The sequence below is a fragment of the Floridaenema aerugineum BLCC-F46 genome, from assembly GCF_041929345.1.
Classification (GTDB): Bacteria; Cyanobacteriota; Cyanobacteriia; order Cyanobacteriales; family Aerosakkonemataceae; genus Floridanema; species Floridanema aerugineum.
In genome coordinates, this window is the sequence record NZ_JBHFNQ010000260.1 from 1 (window position 1) to 13,956 (window position 13,956).

The 13,956-nt window shown below is 41.9% G+C and carries 12 protein-coding genes; 6 read left to right on the forward strand and 6 right to left on the reverse strand.

Annotated elements, in window-relative coordinates:
* Positions 1–257 precede the first annotated feature (257 nt).
* Both nadC and argS read left to right on the forward strand, forming a co-directional pair.
* Positions 258–1,139: a carboxylating nicotinate-nucleotide diphosphorylase gene (nadC, locus tag ACE1CC_RS35450; RefSeq protein WP_413275136.1), complete on the forward strand. Its 882-nt coding sequence runs from the start codon at positions 258–260 to the stop codon at positions 1,137–1,139.
* Between the two features lie 34 nt (positions 1,140–1,173).
* Positions 1,174–2,931: an arginine--tRNA ligase gene (gene argS / locus ACE1CC_RS35455; protein WP_413275137.1), complete on the forward strand. Its 1,758-nt coding sequence runs from the start codon at positions 1,174–1,176 to the stop codon at positions 2,929–2,931.
* Between the two features lie 38 nt (positions 2,932–2,969).
* On the opposite strand, the gene def is transcribed toward argS, so the two are convergent.
* The gene (def, locus tag ACE1CC_RS35460; RefSeq protein ID WP_413275138.1) at positions 2,970–3,494 is read right to left on the reverse strand and encodes a peptide deformylase; all 525 of its coding nucleotides are present in this window, start codon (positions 3,492–3,494) and stop codon (positions 2,970–2,972) included.
* A 59-nt stretch (positions 3,495–3,553) separates the two neighbouring features.
* A complete protein-coding gene (locus tag ACE1CC_RS35465) occupies positions 3,554–4,759 on the reverse strand; it encodes an HhoA/HhoB/HtrA family serine endopeptidase (RefSeq protein ID WP_413275139.1) in 1,206 nt (401 codons plus the stop codon).
* Positions 4,760–5,007: 248 nt separating this feature from the next.
* Here ACE1CC_RS35465 and dnaA point away from each other — a divergent pair, with 248 nt between their 5' ends.
* The gene (gene dnaA, locus ACE1CC_RS35470; RefSeq protein WP_413275140.1) at positions 5,008–6,378 is read left to right on the forward strand and encodes a chromosomal replication initiator protein DnaA; all 1,371 of its coding nucleotides are present in this window, start codon (positions 5,008–5,010) and stop codon (positions 6,376–6,378) included.
* Between the two features lie 327 nt (positions 6,379–6,705).
* A complete protein-coding gene (locus ACE1CC_RS35475; protein WP_413275141.1) occupies positions 6,706–7,422 on the forward strand; it encodes a Uma2 family endonuclease in 717 nt (238 codons plus the stop codon).
* Positions 7,423–7,552: 130 nt separating this feature from the next.
* Here ACE1CC_RS35475 and ACE1CC_RS35480 read toward each other — a convergent pair whose 3' ends face one another.
* The 4 genes from ACE1CC_RS35480 to ACE1CC_RS35495 form a co-directional block, all read right to left on the reverse strand.
* Entirely contained in the window at positions 7,553–7,840 is a 288-nt protein-coding gene (locus ACE1CC_RS35480) for a CHAT domain-containing protein (protein WP_413275142.1), read from the reverse strand.
* The gene (locus ACE1CC_RS35485; RefSeq protein ID WP_413275143.1) at positions 7,827–9,425 is read right to left on the reverse strand and encodes a tetratricopeptide repeat protein; all 1,599 of its coding nucleotides are present in this window, start codon (positions 9,423–9,425) and stop codon (positions 7,827–7,829) included. The genes ACE1CC_RS35480 and ACE1CC_RS35485 overlap by 14 nt, the downstream gene beginning before the upstream one ends.
* Positions 9,426–9,727: 302 nt before the next feature.
* Complete coding sequence (locus ACE1CC_RS35490) at positions 9,728–9,949, reverse strand: hypothetical protein (RefSeq protein WP_413275144.1); 222 nt, start codon at positions 9,947–9,949, stop codon at positions 9,728–9,730.
* Positions 9,950–10,256: 307 nt separating this feature from the next.
* Positions 10,257–11,450, reverse strand: coding sequence for a caspase family protein (locus ACE1CC_RS35495; RefSeq protein WP_413275145.1), 1,194 nt, complete (start codon positions 11,448–11,450; stop codon positions 10,257–10,259).
* A 625-nt stretch (positions 11,451–12,075) separates the two neighbouring features.
* On the opposite strand from ACE1CC_RS35495, the gene dnaN reads away from it, so the two are divergent.
* Both dnaN and pyrR read left to right on the forward strand, forming a co-directional pair.
* The gene (gene dnaN / locus ACE1CC_RS35500) at positions 12,076–13,242 is read left to right on the forward strand and encodes a DNA polymerase III subunit beta (protein WP_413275146.1); all 1,167 of its coding nucleotides are present in this window, start codon (positions 12,076–12,078) and stop codon (positions 13,240–13,242) included.
* A 118-nt stretch (positions 13,243–13,360) separates the two neighbouring features.
* Entirely contained in the window at positions 13,361–13,897 is a 537-nt protein-coding gene (pyrR, locus tag ACE1CC_RS35505; RefSeq protein ID WP_413275147.1) for a bifunctional pyr operon transcriptional regulator/uracil phosphoribosyltransferase PyrR, read from the forward strand.
* The last annotated feature ends 59 nt before the right edge of the window (positions 13,898–13,956 follow it).

Sequence of the window (13,956 nt, forward strand, 5' to 3'; positions counted from 1 at the left end):
GAGAAACTTTATAAATTTCTTTGACGAGCTTGGCTTTTTTTGGCTTTCAAACTATACTTTTTTCTAGGTTCGGGCGCGTCTTGGAGTGCTTCGCTTGCGCTGGGCTTTCTCTCGACCGCTTTACTAATGTATCAATCCTATTCGGCTTTGTCAACACTTTTTCTAAACTTTTTTTGGCAGGTTCAAAAGTCGCTTTTGGAAAGGGTTTTGAGTTAAGTTAACTCTAGAAGAGTTAAAGTTAAAGAGGAAAAATTTAAGTGGTTAGTTCTACTGCTGTTTTGCCATCTTGGTTGGTTTTGGATTCTATCCTTCAGAATTGGTTGTTGGAGGATTTGGGTCGAGGCGATCGCACTACGCAAAGCCTATTATCAGGTCAGGTGCGAGTGGGTAGGGCAGAGTGGATTGCTAAAGAAGCAGGTATCATCGCTGGATTACCCATTGCTTCTAGGGTTTTTCAGTTTATGAGTCAGCAAGTGCGCTTTGTGCCAATAGTTGCGGAGGGAACTTGGTGCGAGAAAAGGGACGTGATTGCGCGGATACATGGCCCTGCTGATGCCTTGTTGATGGGAGAACGGGTGGCTTTAAATATAGTTATGCACTTGAGTGGGATTGCGACTCTGACTCGGCAGTATGTAGATAAAATTGCAGATTTACCTGTGAAATTAGTCGATACTCGCAAAACTAGGCCAGGTTTGCGATTATTGGAAAAGTACGCCTCGCAACTTGGGGGGGCGGTGAATCATCGCATGGGTTTGGATGATGCGGTGATGATTAAGGACAATCATATTCAGGCGGCTGGTGGAATTGCAAATGCGATCGCCCGGATCCGTGCTCAAATGCCTTTTCCACTGACAATCGAAGTGGAAACGGAAAACATTAATCAAATCAAAGAAGCTCTAGAACATGGCGCAGATATTATCATGTTGGATAATATGCCAATAGAAATGATGTACCAAGCGGTAGAGATTATCCGTCAGTGTAATCATCGAATCAAAATTGAAGCGTCAGGCAATATTACCTTGGAAACTATCCGTGCAGTAGCCGAAACTGGGATAGACTATATCTCCACCAGCGCACCGATTACTCGTTCTACTTGGTTAGATGTGAGTATGAAGCTGGATATGAATACCATGAATTAAAAGACAAGCTGCTTATTTTGTAGCAAAGACTCTCATGAATTCCACTATTGAACAACTAAAAACGCAGTTTCAGCAAGCCTTGATTGCAGCTTTTGGCTCGGATTATGCTGAAGTAGATCCGATGTTAGTAGCTGCTAGCAATCCGAAATTTGGTGATTATCAATCTAATGCTGCTTTGGGACTTTCCAAGCAGTTGAAACAAGCACCAAGGACGATCGCAGAAAAAATTACTCAGCATCTTGAAATAGCAGAAATTTGTCTGACTCCCGAAATAGCTGGGCCTGGTTTTATTAACTTGACAGTTAAACCAGAATATTTAGAAGGGCAAATAAATGCAATTCAAACAGATCCTGGGTTAGGAATTTCTCCAGCGAAAAATCCTCAACGAGTAATTGTTGATTTTTCCAGTCCTAATATTGCTAAAGAAATGCACGTTGGGCATTTACGTTCAACTATTATTGGTGATTGTATTGCCCGGATTTTAGAATTTCAAGGAGAAGATGTTCTCCGACTTAATCATCTGGGAGATTGGGGAACTCAATTTGGAATGTTGATTGCTTATTTGAGAGAAGTTTGCCCAGAAGCATTGACTACTGCTAATGCAGTTGATTTAGGGAATTTAGTCGAATTCTACCGTAAGGCTAAAAAGCGGTTTGATGAGGATGAAAATTTCCAAGAAACGGCGAGAGAAGAAGTTGTAAAACTCCAGTCTGGTGCGGAAGATTCGCGTCGCGCATGGCAGTTACTTTGCGAACAATCTCGGCGGGAATTTCAAGTAATTTACAATTTGCTGGATGTTAAACTAACGGAAAGGGGAGAGTCTTTTTATAATCCTTTGTTACCAGATGTTGTTGAGGATTTAGCAAAGACAGGATTACTGGAAGAAGATGCTGGTGCTCAGTGTGTTTTCCTCGAAGGATTTAGTAACAAAGAAGGTCAACCTTTGCCTTTGATTGTGCAAAAATCTGGGGGAGGTTATAACTACGCAACTACTGATTTAGCGGCGCTGCGTTATCGGATTTTTCAGGATCGTGCTGAAAGGATTATTTATGTTACTGATGCAGGACAAGCAAATCATTTTACACAAGTTTTTCAAGTGGCAAAACGGGCTGGTTGGATTCCTGATACTGTAGAATTGGTTCATGTTCCTTTTGGTTTGGTACTTGGTGAAGATAATAAGAAGTTAAAAACTCGTTCTGGGGAAACTGTACGGTTAAAAGATTTGTTGGATGAGGCGATCGATCGCGCCCGTGCAGATTTAGAATCTAGACTGAAAGATGAAAATCGCCAAGAATCTGAAGAGTTTATTGCTAATGTTGCTCAAGTAATTGGTATTAGTGCGGTTAAATATGCTGACTTAAGCCAAAATCGTAATAGCAATTATGTCTTCAGTTTCGATAAAATGCTTTCTCTTCAAGGGAATACGGCACCTTATTTACTTTACGTTTATGCGCGGATTTGTAGCATTGGACGTAAGGGTAATATAGACTTTGAGCAACTGGAAAAAGATGCTAAAGTGTTATTACAAGAAGATGAGGAGTTGGTATTAGCAAAACATTTGCTACAACTTAGCGAAGTTCTCAAAAATATCGAGCAAGACTTGTTACCTAATCGTCTTTGTGAGTACTTGTATGAACTGAGCAAAAAATTTAACAAGTTTTATGAAGAATGTGAGGTTTTGAAAGCAGAAGAACCGCAAAGAAGTTCTCGGTTAATTCTTTGCGATATTACTGCTAGAACTCTTAAGTTGGGATTGTCTTTGTTGGGGATTCAAGTGTTGGAAAGAATGTAGTTAATTGGTGCGTTAACGCAGTGTAACGCACCCTACGGTTAGATAATGATTTTTTGGTATTCTTGTTCGGTGATGATATCTTTGGTGGTTTCTAGACGATCTAAAAATACCATACCTTCTAAATGATCGTATTCATGTTGGAAAATTCTGGCGACGAAATCGGTTAATTCTTGTTTTTCTAATTTGCCATCTCTGGTGGTATATTCAACTTCAATTGTCTGATATCTGGGAACTAAACCGCGAATTCCCGGAACGCTTAAACAACCTTCCCAATCTTTTACTACCTCTGTTGAATGTCCAATGATCCGGGGATTAATCATTGCTGTTGGGGATATTGAGGGGGCGTTGGGATATCTGAGAGTAGGACGAGACGCAACAATAAATAGACGATACGATCGCGCTACTTGGGGTGCAGCTATCCCAACGCCGTTTTGAGCAACAGCAGTATCGATCAAATCATCAATTAGTTTTTGAATTCGTTCATCATGAACATCGTGAATAGGTTGGGCTTGTTGGCGTAAGATGGGATTACCAAGTTGGGAGATTTGCAAAATTTCAGACATGGTGATTCCAGATTTGGGATTAATGCAAACTGCAAGTAATATAGTAACTAACTACTAGTTTAAGGTTCTTCATTCATTGTTGCGGTAGTGGGGAGAGTGCCAAGTTGGACTTGTAAATTTTCGGTTTTGTTGTCGCGTTGGACTTGGATGGGTAAACGATCGCCAACCTTGTATTTCTCAATTTCGTCCTGTACTTGGTCGGATTTGGTGACGGTGCGATCGCCAACTTTTTGAATTATATCTCCAGGTTTAATTCCTGCCTTAGTTGCGGGAGAATTGCGTACAGTGCGAACAACTAAAACTCCTCGATCGGCAGTAATATTAATTTCGCCATTGCTAGCAGCTTTCAACCTTTCTTTAACTTCAGGAGTTAAACTTACCATTTGTACACCGATGAAAGGATGATCGACTTTTCCTTTAGTAATTAATTGTTGCGCGATTTGTTGGGCTCGATTAATTGGAATTGCAAAACCTAAACCTTGAGCACCTCCAATAATTGCTGTATTAATGCCAATTACCTCACCACGAGAGTTTAACAAAGGCCCTCCAGAATTACCTGGATTAATAGCTGCATCTGTTTGAATAAAACCAATGCGTTTGTCAGGAACACCTACTTGAGAACTGCTTCTATCAGTAGCACTAATTACACCCACAGTAACAGTTTTATCTAAACCTAGAGGATTGCCAATTGCGATCGCCCATTCTCCTGGTTGTAACCTTTCCGAATTACCTAAAGCAACCGTAGGCAACTTATTAGCATTAATTTTTACTACTGCAATATCAGTTACTTTGTCTTCACCTAAAACTTTACCTGCAAAACTACGACCATCACTAAGCGTTACCTTAACTGTATCCGCACCATCAATCACATGAGCATTAGTCAGAACTTGTCCTTCAGCATTAATCAAAAAACCAGATCCAGTTCCTTGTCGTACTCTGGGAGAAGGTGGAGGTGCGCCGAAAAATCTGCGAGAAAATGGATCTCCGTATCCTTCAGCTATATCTCTCCTAACGCTGCGGGAAGAGTCAATTCTTACCACTGCTGGGCCAACTTTTTCCACCGCTTCTACAATAAAGTTAGAAGTTCTGGAATTTGTTTGGGAAACTGGAAGGGGAGAGTTTTGGTTTTGATTGTCTGGTGGATCACTTTCTCTTTTTAAAGCGGAAGGTTGAGAACAGCCTGATAAAAATGCTATCCCAGCTGCTAGCACTAGCAACACTCGCTCAATAGTTAGTTTTCTTCCCGGAAAATTGACCAATATCATGGTTTTGTCAAATCAAGCATCTAATCTTATCTTGCACGAACAACGATTAACTGAGATCTTGCACTCCTGAGCGGAGCCTCTATTTCTCGTTCCCCGGTTCAACCGGGGAACGAGGTGAAAGGAGGTAGAAACTCCATTCCATTGCTGCAAGATCTCAGTTAACGTTGCTTAGTTTAGCTCTACAACTGTAGAGTTGTTAAGCTGATGGCATAATTGATTTTTGCCTGTTAGCACTAGGGGAAAAGTTTGTGGACGTTCGTCTTGAGAGTCTCTGGAGTCAAGTATTGGAACGGTTGCAGGTACAATTAAGCCGCCCCACTTTTGAAACTTGGATTAAAACCGCAGCGGCTGAACAGCTGGAAAATAATTGTTTGGTGATTCGGACACCTAATCCATTTGCGCGGAATTGGCTTCAGAAGTACTATATCAAGACGATCGCAGATGTGGTACAGGAAATTTTAGGTCATCCAGTAGAAATTTACTTCACTGTTGACCAAGGTGAGGAAACTTCTCCTAATGCTGACACACAAATTTTTTGGCCTTTACCAGATCAGGCGAAAACTTCGGAAAATCTGGAGAGACATCGACCAAAACCAAGTACACTTAATCCTAAGCACGTTTTTTCTCGGTTTGTAGTTGGGCCAAATAATCGTATGGCGCACGCCGCATCTTTAGCCGTTGCGGAATCTCCGGGAAGAGAGTTTAATCCTTTATTTCTTTGTGGTGGAGTTGGGTTAGGAAAAACTCATTTAATGCAAGCGATCGGTCATTACCGTTTAGAAATTGCCCCTGATTCTAAAATATTTTACGTTTCCACTGAGCAATTTACTAATGATTTAATTGCAGCGATTCGTAAAGATAGTATGCAGAGTTTTCGGGAACATTATCGGGCTGCTGATGTAATTTTGGTTGATGATATTCAATTTATTGAAGGTAAGGAATACACGCAAGAAGAGTTTTTTCATACTTTTAATACTTTACACGAAGCTGGTAAACAGGTGGTTCTAGCGTCCGATCGCCCCCCAAACCAAATCCCCCGTTTACAAGAACGGCTTTGTTCCCGCTTTTCGATGGGCTTAATTGCTGATATTCAACCACCGGATTTAGAAACGAGGATGGCAATTTTGCAAAAGAAAGCCGAATATGAAAATATGCGGCTGCCTCGTGATGTAATTGAATATATTGCTAGTAATTACACTTCTAACATTCGCGAATTAGAGGGTGCATTAATTCGGGCTGTGGCTTATATGTCAATTTCTGGATTACCCATGACAGTGGAAAATATTGCGCCAATTTTAAATCCACCAACTGAGAAAGTAATGGTAACTCCAGAAGCAGTTTTGTTGGTAATTGCTGATGCTTTTAATGTGCCAATTGAGGATTTAAAAGGCAATTCTCGCAGAAGGGAAATTAGCGTAGCCAGACAAATTGGAATGTATTTAATGCGCCAACATACTGATTTGAGTTTACCTCGAATTGGCGAAGAATTTGGAGGAAAAGATCATACAACAGTGATGTATAGTTGTGACAAAATTGCCCAATTGCGAGATAGCGATCCGAGTATGGCACAAACTTTGCGGCAGTTGAGCGATCGCATAAACCTAGCAAGTCGCGGATAAAACTTATATCGAATATATCGAAATATTGAAATATCGAAATTTTGTAGGGGCGAAGCATTCGGGCGACAATTTATGAAACCCAACCAAAATATAACAATCCGAATGCTTCGCCCAGCCCCACAGATAAGCTATATCTACAATTTCCCACCAAGACAGGGCGAAGCATTTGGGTAAAAAAATCTTTTGTTGGTTGCATAAATTATCGCCCAAATGCTTCGCCCCTACAGTAATTTACCTGCACTGTAAACGCCACCCAAAAATAAAGCGATCGCACAACCCAAAAATTCCAGCTAAACTGAGGGCAGGATTGCTCAACTATCTCTAGTCATGACTGTTGCCAAAGACTTAGAAATCTTAAATGACGATCTCGAAGCTGATGTCCTAGAGGATGTTATATTTCCTCCAGGTGACTTGCTCAGTGATGAACCACCCTTGGAAAACGAACTGCATTTACGACAGTTAATATTGTTAATTCAATGCCTGGAGTGGTTATGGCGCGACAGGCAAGACTTTTATGCCTTTGGTAATCTGACAATTTATTATAGTCCCCGTCAACGCAAATCAGAGAACTTCCGGGGTCCCGACTTTTTCGTGGTTTTAGGGACCGATCGCAAATCACGCAAAAGTTGGGTAGTTTGGGAAGAAGATGGCAAGTATCCCAATGTAATTGTAGAGGTGCTTTCTCCCAAAACAGCAAAGATCGATCGGGGTTTGAAGAAGCAGCTGTACCAGGATACGTTTCGGACACCCGATTATTTTTGGTTTGACCCTAAAACGCTTGAATTCAAAGGGTTTCATCTGGTTGATGGACGATATCAAGAACTCGTCCCAAACGAACAAGGGTGGTTGTGGAGCGAGCAGTTAGGATTGTGGTTAGGGATTCATGAGTCAATGCTGCGCTTGTTTACACGAGAAGGAGAATTAATCCCTGCACCAGAAGAAGCTGTAGAGCAAGAACGCCAGCTTAAGGAACAGGAACAGCAACGAGCCGAACGGATGGCTCAGAAGTTACGAGAATTGGGTATCGATCCGACGAATTTGTAGGTTGGCGATCGCATAAGACATCTCCAAAAAAAGCTCTATTTGTAGGGTGCGTTAACGCCAGTGTAACGCACCATTCCACCATATTTAGTGCCAGTGCGTAAGTCATAATTAATCTGAAAATAGCGATCGCTCACCGCCAATCACCCTGTACAGTAAAAGCAGCCCAATAATAAGGCGATCGCCGATCCTGAGAATTCCACATTTCCAATTGTGCCTCTCGCAAAGCCTGAACCGGATTTTTTCCCCCTTGCAAAATCTTCTGATAAAATTTCGCCATTAACTCCGAAGTCGCCGCATCATTCACACTCCACAAACTGACAACCACCCGCCTTGACCCAGCATACATAAAGCCTCTTGTCAAGCCCACCAAACCTTCACCTTTGACATTTTCACCCAATCCAGTTTCAGTAGTACACACCTCCAATATTGTTGAGAGTAGAGGCTTCTCCTGTGCGATCGCCCACCGCCCGTGATAGGGGTAAAGCTTGGTTGTAGTAGTCAAGGGCTTTCTGCTTTTCTCCCAGTGAGTTGTACACTAGACCTATATTGTGGAGAGTTATGGCTTCCGTTCTGCGATCGCCCACCGCCCGTGATAGGGGTAAAGCTTGGTTGTAGTAGTCAAGGGCTTGCTGCTTTTTTCCCAGTGAGTCGTACATTAAGCCAATATTGTTGAGAGTTTTGGCTTCTCCTGTGCGATCGCCCACTGCCCGTAACAAAGGTAAAGCTTGGTTGTAGTAGTCCAGGGCTTGCTGCTTTTCTCCCAGTGAGTCGTACACACTGCCAATATTGTTGAGAGTAGCGGCTTCCCCCCCGCAATCGCCCACCGCCCGTGATAGGGGTAAAGCTTGGTTGTAGTAGTCCAGGGCTTGCTGCTTTTCTCCCAGTGAGTTGTACACTAAGCCAATATTGTGGAGAGTAGAGGCTTCTCCTGAGCGATCGCCCACCGCCCGTGATAGGGGTAAAGCTTGGTTGTAGTAGTCTAGGGCTTTCTGCTTTTCTCCCAGTGAGTCGTACACTAAGCCAATATTGTGGAGAGTAGAGGCTTCTCCTGAGCGATCGCCCACTGCCCGATGTAGAGGTAAAGCTTGGTTGTAGTAGTCTAAAGCTTTCTGTTTTTCTCCCAGTGAGTTGTACACTAAGCCAATACTGCCGAGAGTAGTGGCTTCTCCCCGGCGATCGCCCACTGCCCGATATAGAGGTAAAGCTTGGTTGTAGTAGTCTAAAGCTCTCTGCTTTTCTCCCAAGTCATCGTATACACTGCCAATATTGTTGAGAGTAGTGGCTTCCGTTCTGCGATCGCCCACTGCCTGTAACAAAGGTAAAGCTTGGTTGTAGTAGTCTAGGGATTTCTGCTTTTGTCCTAGTGAGTTGTACACAGTGCCAATATTGTTGAGAGTAGTGGCTTCTCCCCCTCTGTTCCCCACTGCCCGATATAGAGGTAAAGCTTGGTTGTAGTAGTTTAGGGCTTTCTGCTTTTCTCCCAGTGAGTCGTATACACTGCCAATATTGTTGAGAGTAGTGGCTTCTCCCCCTCTGTTCCCCACTGCCCGATATAGAGGTAAAGCTTGGTTGTAGTAGTCTAGGGCTTTCTGCTTTTCTCCCAGGTCACTATTAATTCTGCCCATACCCATTAGCATTAAGGCTTCCTTTCCTTTATCCCCAGCCGCGCGATAGAGTTGGCGGGCGGCTTCCCACTTTTCCAATGCTGCTCGTAATGATTCTGCTGTTCCTTGCTGAAATAGTTGATATCCCTCTTGCGACAGTCTATCCGCTTCTGAGTTGCTGTTATTTTGGGCAATGATGGTGTTTTGATGTAGTAAGAAATCAGGTTTCTTGAATTCAGTAGGTTGCTTATTAGATATGCCCAGAAGAAACCCAATTTCTGAGGGTTTGGGGGTGGCTATTACCGACTCCGATAACAACGCCACAAGGATAATTCCTGATACTGAAACGCTCTTGAGAAAAGCAAAAACCAATTTGTTCTGACTTGTTTTTCTGTTCATTTTTTACCCATTACCCTGAGCAAGCATTAACATCATCCTGCTAATAACTTAAGTTGTTAGTTACAGCTTTGATCCCCCCTAACCCCCCTTAATAAGGGGGGAACCGGAATTCAAAGTCCCCTTAATAAGGGGGGAACAGAAATTCAAAGTCCCCCTTATTAAGGGGGATTTAGGGGGATCAAAAGCCAAACTTGCAGCTAAAAGATTTTCATCCCTGACCCCTAAACTGCCACCATGCTGCCGAATTTAATCCTGATGAATGACTCGCACAATTTCTTCAGAAATCCATAACGGTTCATTCACTAAGCTAATTCCCTTAACGCATTTTTATACTTTTCACTCCCTTGTTTATAAATTTGCATTGCTTTGTCAAATTCAGACTGTTCAATGGTTGCCGAATTATCCGGTTGAGTTTTCTGTGCTTCTTGTGTGAGAGTCTGTAAAAATACCAAAGCTTCTGCCAACAGTTCATCAGGCAATTCTCTGGCTAACTTAACGATTTCTTGACGCATTTCTTGAGTCATAACATTTAGAAACAAAAACTACTATGAGACATTTCCAGAAATTAAAGGTGCGTTACCACCGATTCCAATACTGCTCGGTTAAGGGTAGGGGCGAAGCATTCGGACAGAAAATATAGGGTTTAAACCGATAAATTGTCGCCCGAATGCTTCGCCCCTACAAAGGCAAAAAATACTTAACCGAGAAGTATTGCCACCGATTCCTTGTAGAGACGTTGTATACAACGTCTCTACAATATTTTGTTGTATACAACGTCTCTACAATATTTTGTTGTATACAACGTCTCTACAATATTGTATCGATGCCAATTTAACTTATCAAACGCAAAGGCGTTCCTTCTGTTACTGCTTTCTCAATTTTTGCCTGTGCAACTACCCCATTGCGAGACAAAACTTTCACTTGTCCAGTCCCCTTAACCGCAGTAAAAACCGTTCCCTCATTTACCTTTCGCAAATCAACTCCTCCTAACCACAAATTGGCAGTATCTCCACTAATTCGCGTTACCACCGCCTGTGCTGTCGAATTAGGAGAATTAACAAAATACAAAGGTTGCTGCTGATAGCTAGTCCCCGGTTTTACTTCATAACGAGGCATCTGATTAAAATGTTTCGGTATTTCTGGGAGAATCTTCTGAAATACCTGTTCAATATTACTATCTGATTGCCAAAGATAATGGGTGAGTAAATAACTAAAAATTCCCGATATAAAGCCATTAATATTTAATTCCCTTGCCAGTTGATCCGGTGCAGTTGCAGCTACCACAACACCTTTAGCAACGCCTGTGCGATAGCCTCTAACAAATTCTTCTGGTGACATTTTTAACTGAGATAACCACTTTTGTTGGAAGGTTTTTTCATCAGCAGAAACTAACACATTCTTACCACCATCGCGAGAACGTACCCGCGACTCTCTGGTAGCGCCACCAGAAAAACAACTATCTAAAACAACCGTGACATTTTCAGTTTTCAGGGCAGACATTAGCAAGAATAAGGTATGCCCCATAATGTCTTTTACTGCTCCGCCTACTTCGGGATAACCACGTGGTAAGGTACTATCAACTGGCACAAAAGTTCCATTCAATCCTGCTTTATTTGGCTCAACAACAATGGGGTTAGGGTCAAAGATAAGTGAACCATGTCCAGAATAGTGATAAACTACCACATCTCCGGGTTTAGCTTGTTTAATTAAATGTTCTTCAAAGGCGGTTAAAATTCCTTGTCTTGTGGCTGCTCCATCAGTTAAAACGAGAATATCTTTTGGATTAAATTTAAAACGATGAATTAGTAGATTTCGTTGCAATTCTACATCATTGAGACAACCTTCTAAAGGTTGGGAGGGATATTCATTAATGCCAACTAGTAATGCTAGTTTACGGGAGGTAGTTTGAGCAAGAGCTTGTCCATAGCGGTGCGCCTGTTGTTGGAATAATAACTGATTAATTCCAAGGGCTGCCAATGCTGAACTAGCTGATTGTAAGAGATGACGACGAGTAATGCGAGTCATAGCGAGATGGTGGGAAGGTTGAAGTTAATCAGGGATGGATAGGTTGATTTGATATGATGTCCGTTTGACTACCCATGCTGTAGAGACGTTGTATACAACGTCTCTACAGCATGGGTATAAAGTCTCTACAAGTTGCATATAGCGTCTCTACAAGGTTTTGGATTTAAGGATGCCGCTCATTAGCCGGACATCATATCAATTTTATTCCTGGGCTGTTAAAAATAAGGCTAAACTCGCCCGTATTTTATTCAGGAGAAAATTTGGGAAAAAGTCGGGATGTTAGAGTAAAAAGCTTTAAGTACAAATACTCTGTGGAAAACTTAGGGGTTTTTTCCACAAGTTTTCCACAGAATGATAAATATGAAAAACAGAGATGACAGTTATTTTCCAAGTTTTCCACATTTTCCACAGGTTTGTTAACTTAAACGTTATTAAAGTATATAAAAATACAAAAATCTTTAGAGGTGCGTTATTGCGCTCGACTCGCCTTTCTTTCGCGCCCAAGCGCAACAACGTACCTCCAGATGGTGCGTTACACTGGCGTTAACGCACCCTACAAATAGAAGCGGCAACGATCGGCTAAAAGTGATACGATCTCGTTCTGAGCAAAGTTTCCCGAACGGCAATGAAATTCATTTGTTCTCAAAATGACCTTAACACCCACCTTTCCTTAGTCAGTCGTGCAGTTCCCTCGCGCCCGACACATCCAGTGCTGGCAAATGTTTTGTTGACAGCAGACAAGGAAACGCAGCGAGTTAGCTTGACTGGATTTGATTTGACTTTGGGGATTAAAACTAGCTTTGGGGCCCAAGTGGCGGAAGATGGAATTATTACGCTACCCGCTAAGTTGCTGAATGATATTGTTTCCCGTTTACCTGATGGGGAGATTATAGTAAGTGATGATGAGACTGTTGCGATCGCAACTCTAACCTGTGCTTCTGGAAGTTACCAAGTCCGAGGAATGAGTGCAGAAGAATTTCCCGAATTACCCTCTATTGAAGATGCCCAAACTGTTAGTTTATCCGGGGAAACTTTAATCGAAGGATTACATGGTACTCTCTTTGCTACTAGTGGCGATGAAACTAAACAAGTATTAACCGGAGTTCATCTGAAGTTTGACGATGAAGGTTTAGAATTTGCTGCTACTGATGGTCATAGATTAGCAATGGTGGAAACTTTTAATCAGTCGGAAGAAGCAGCAGATATAGATGATGAAGGTTTAGATTTAAATGCTACTGTTCCCGCTAGAGCTTTGGGAGAGTTAGAAAGAATTTTACGGATGAAACAATCAGGAAATACTGAAACTCCCGAACAACTTGTTTCTCTGCATTTTGGTCTGGGTCAAGTAGTTTTTGAATGGTCAGAACAACGAATTACTTCTCGCTTGCTTGAGGGACAATATCCAGCTTATCGTCAGTTGTTACCTCAAGGTTTTAGTAAGTCTTTGACTGTGGAAAGAAAGCAGTTTTTAAGCGTTTTGGAACGGATTTCGGTTTTAACTGATCCGAAAAACCAAATTGTGAAAGCTACTTTGGATGGGGATAATCAAAAGATGACTTTATCTATTGAAGCTAAGGATGTGGGTAGTGGGAGAGAAACTATTCCAATTCAGTTTTCTGGGGACAGTATGGAGATTGCTTTCAATGTGAAATATTTGATGGAAAGCTTGCGAAATATTAGTACTCAGGAGGTGCAAATGCAGTTAAATACTGCTACTAGTCCGGTGGTTTTACAGCCTTTGGGTGGTGCGAAGGCTACTCATTTGATTATGCCTGTACAATTGCGGAATTAGTGAAAGGTTAGGTACGTTGTTGCGCTTGGGCGCTCTTAGCGATAGATAATAAGAGCGCTAAAGCGCAACAACATACCATTTTTTGAACCGCAGGGAAGAGAAGGAGGAGAAGTACTAGATGAGTGGTAAGGTGATTGAAATTCTTTCGGCAGAAGAGGTAAGACGCACTGTTAACCGCATGACTTCTCAGGTGGTGGAAAGGTGTCTTGATTTGTCTAAGTTGGCTTTGTTGGGGATTCAAACTGGGGGTGTGCCTTTGGCACGTTTGATGGCAAAGCAAATTAATTTGTTGGAACAAATAGAAGTGCCTGTGGGTGCTTTGGATATTACTTTTTATCGGGATGATTTGGATCGCATTGGGATGCGAGCTCCTTTAAAAAGTGATATTCCTTTTGATGTTTCGGGAAAGACGATCGTCCTTGTAGATGATGTAATTTACAAGGGTCGAACTGTTCGTGCTGCACTAAATGCTGTGATTGAATATGGTAGGCCAGAATCAATTTTTTTGGCTGTGTTGGTCGATCGGGGACACCGAGAATTACCTATCCAACCAGATTTTACTGGGAAACAATTACCAACTGCTAAAGATGAACAGGTAAAAGTTTATTTGCAAGATTTGGATGGTAAGGATGGTGTAGACTTAATTAAACCTTAAAGATTGAGTAAAAATTTTCACATAAATAATGAATTATAATTAGTAAGGCTACTGTCTCA